Annotated in this window: 1 protein-coding gene and 1 pseudogene; one reads left to right on the top strand and one right to left on the bottom strand. The window is 35.2% G+C overall.

What is annotated here, in order from left to right:
- Nucleotides 1-405: pseudogene (locus tag VGE44_RS05430) on the top strand (biotin synthase); the annotation flags it as partial.
- Here VGE44_RS05430 and VGE44_RS05425 read toward each other — a convergent pair.
- Nucleotides 393-2552 carry an FUSC family protein gene (locus VGE44_RS05425; protein ID WP_331076732.1) on the bottom strand — a complete coding sequence of 720 codons (2160 nt, stop codon included), beginning with the start codon at nucleotides 2550-2552 and terminating at the stop codon, nucleotides 393-395. The pseudogene VGE44_RS05430 and the gene VGE44_RS05425 overlap by 13 nt on opposite strands.
- Nucleotides 2553-3734 lie beyond the last annotated feature (1182 nt).

The raw sequence follows: 3734 nt of genomic DNA, 5'->3' as shown, positions 1-3734 counted from the left end.
GTCAACGATCGTATTGCAATGCTAAAAACATTATCAAATATGTCAAAGCATCCTGAGTCAGTACCAGTTAATGCTCTTGTACCTGTTAAGGGAACACCATTGGCTGATCAACCCAGGGTTTCTGTTTGGGAAATGGTTCGAATGATTGCTACAGCCCGTATTATTATGCCTAAAACAGTGGTCCGTCTATCGGCGGGCAGAACAGAAATGAGCTTAACTGATCAGGCTTTATGTTTTATGGCAGGGGCAAATTCAATATTTGCCGGTGATAAATTACTGACCACACCCAATCCGGCGTTTAATGAAGACATGGAAATGTTTGAATTATTAGGCCTCAGGCCACGTGAAGCCTTCAAAAATGGCCGAAAAGAAAAACAGACTGAACAGCTAATTCAAGAGGACTGATTGCTTATTTCCTCTGATGAAATTTGATTCTGAATAAGCTTTTGAAGATCAAGGATTAATTTATTGACCAGTTCAAGTTGTTCTGATAATAAATCTGATTCATTTGAGCTTTTACTAAAAAATTTTGAGTCAGGTATATTGATCTCAATTTCTTCCAGTTCAATATCTTTCATACTTTTAATTACCTCAGATAAGGTATATAAAGACCTTCTAATCAGTTTAATATGTAAATCATTTACAATTAATGGATTAATCTGCTGAAGGTTGGTTATCAGTGTTGCTGTATAGGATGAAAGCATGTGGTTTAATACCACAAATTTATGAAGCTCCTTACTGTTTTGCTGTTTACTTTTAGGTTCTGAGAGCATTCTCTGAAACGCACTGCCCAGATTGGCTGAACTTACATAGACATTCTTACGCGCTAATTTATAGGCTGTGATATCTATAGTACCTCCTGAAAGAATAATGGCAACTTTTTGCAGGTATTGATAATTGGCAATCAATACTTCATGCATAAAGTCTTTAAATTGATGTGACTCCCAATTAGGAAGTACGAGATAGCTGGCAGACAATGCTATAAATGATCCAATAAATGTATCAATGATTCTTTCCTGAGCTATATTGAAATTGTTTTCACCAAGAAAACTAAATAAAATCAGAATATAAGGCGTCATGAAAAGAACACTTACAATATAATTTAGTCTCTGAAAGCTATAGGCTGCAACCATAAAGATCAGCAGAAAGATGAATAGAGCGGTTTGATCCTTGATAAAAATGAGAATAAGCGCACCAGCTACGCCTCCAATGATAGTGCCAATCAGTCGTTCAATGTTTCTTTGCTTAGTTAGGCTGTATGCAGGTTTAAGCAGAACAAGAATGGTCAACAGGATCCAATAACTATGGTAACCAACAGGAAACAGCTTGGAAACCAGAAAGCCAATAAGACACATAAGTGATACACGTACAGAATGGCGGAAGATGGATGATTTCGGACTTAGGTTCTCCTTCAGAATCTTGAAATCAAAATTCTGATGAGAAACAAACTTGCTTAAATCAATCTCGTTTTTTATTTCCTGCCCTGATAATTGTTTCTGATTGAAGTAAGTATATATTTTATCTACACGGCTGACCATGTTTCTAACATTGATCAGAATCTTTTTGAGGACAAAGGCATTGGTACCTGATTCTTCAACCAGATCAACACACTTTTTTAATCTTTCGAGCTCATATTTAAAGTCATACAGGCGCTGTGGTATTTCATTGCTGATAATGTAATAACTTAGATTTTCGAGTTCCTCTGAAAGTTTAATGATGATTGATTTAAACTCCTTTAGTGAATTTGATTTCCCGAAGGTTTTATGCAGGGTCAGGTAATCATAATGAGTTGCCATAGTTTGTTCAAACAAATCTACAATGTCAACAAATACAAGAATAAGCAGCCTGCCAGCTAAAGTTGACTCTTTAACCATCAGCCTGGTTTTGAATAATAATTCCCTGACAGAGTCTTGTTGCTCATGTACAATGACCTGCTGGGAAATCAACTTTTTGTAATTTTCGTCAAAGTCAGTTTCCTGATCATAGAAATCAGCCTTTAGCCTCACATACTCTGCTACCTCCCGGATACATTCTCCCATTGCCTGCTGGGCAAGCCTGTAAGGTCTGATCTGTGACAGGGATAGGCTAAGTATCATATACCAAATCCCGCCTGCTAAAATATATAGAGCATGCCCCATGGCACCTTTAGAAGCTGTAACATCATGATCTATGGAAAGAATCATAACTAACAATGCTGCGGTTCCGATAGAGGATGCACGGTTCCCATAAACAGAGAACATCGAATAAAAAAAACATAAAATAATGATTTCCAAACCCAGGAGGACTGGATACTTATTTATAAATCCAGTTAAGAGGGTGGTAAGAAAAACGAAAATGCTGCAAAAAAGCATTCCATTCCGCTTATGACTAATTGGCCCCTGATTATCGGCAATGCTTACACAAACTGCTCCTAATGAGATAGTCAATCCAACTTCAAGCTGATCTAAATGAAAGAAAACCAAAGAGGGGAGAAGCACACCAAACGTAATACGCAATCCTTCTGAAAAGTACTGGCTGAAAATGAATGTTTTAATCTCTCTGGATTGCCTCATTAATTTAAACACTGAACGCTAAACAAAAGTACCTAATCTGAATGATTAAAGATTAAAGATTACGGAATGGAATATATTGAGCCTGCTTTAGAACAAAAAATGATATAATATTTATAGTCAATTCAATAAAAATTTATGCCCGGAGTCTAAAAACAAGAAGATAATTCAAATTCTAAAATTCAAAAGAATCATAAACTGTGGAATACCTGCAATTTAACTTATGTTAATTATTTAGCCATTTTACAAATAAGAGGTGGTCTCCATTCTTTAAATGCAGATAATGATAATACCAGGCTGTTAATAACATTTAATTTTATGTTAAAACCCTGTTCATAAATAAAATCATATTTACTTGCTTTAAATTTAAAAGGTAACTACATTGATATCAATAAGAACGAAGTACTTTGACAGCCTGATAAAAATCCTTAAAATCTATTAGTCTTCGGACTTCTAAAGATTCTGGATAAAATAAACGAAGTCCGGGCAGCCTAATATCGAAAGATATACAGCTTAAAGGCTAAGTTCCGAAAGACAGGCATTACTTCAATTTGTTTACAATCTACGGATTGCTGCAAATAAAAAGTAAGAAGCTACGGGTACCAAAGTTTGAAAAGACAATGGACAACGAGCTGGTTAAAATTCTGAAAGCTTATGCTTTTGAGCGACTATGGTTGCAAAAAAAGTTGAAACGGGAGCCCAAATCGCAAGAGGAAGGTTCCCGTTTTCTTTTAGCTTTTTTCTAAGACAATCTCTAACCAGCCTCATTCACTATCCTTCAAATTTCAAATACAAAGCTCATCAGGATTTTTTCCAACTAAAGTTCATTATTAAGAATTTAAAACCTGTTATATATGGCTCATTTGTTAATAAAATTACTGAATAGCATATGTCAATAAGTAAATAAATAATTTCATAATAAACTGACATATAATCAATTGGTTAATTAATTAATGTTGATAACCCGTCCATAAAAGTTGATAAAGTGTGGGGAATTTGAAGAACTTTTTAATTGACAGGAGCGTTTTTATGATTAAATTAGTGTTGTTAAGTCGGAAGTACTTTGATAGCCTGAAACAATATCCTTCAAAATCCGAAGCCCTCGGGCTTCATCAGATTTCGGATAATTTAATTTTCAATTCAGACCGGAAATCGTGAGATCATGGCTGGAGGGTAAGATCGAAA

Source organism: Daejeonella sp., assembly GCF_036405355.1.
Taxonomy (GTDB): Bacteria; Bacteroidota; Bacteroidia; order Sphingobacteriales; family Sphingobacteriaceae; genus Daejeonella.
This window is presented reverse-complemented; position numbering and strand designations above follow the sequence as displayed.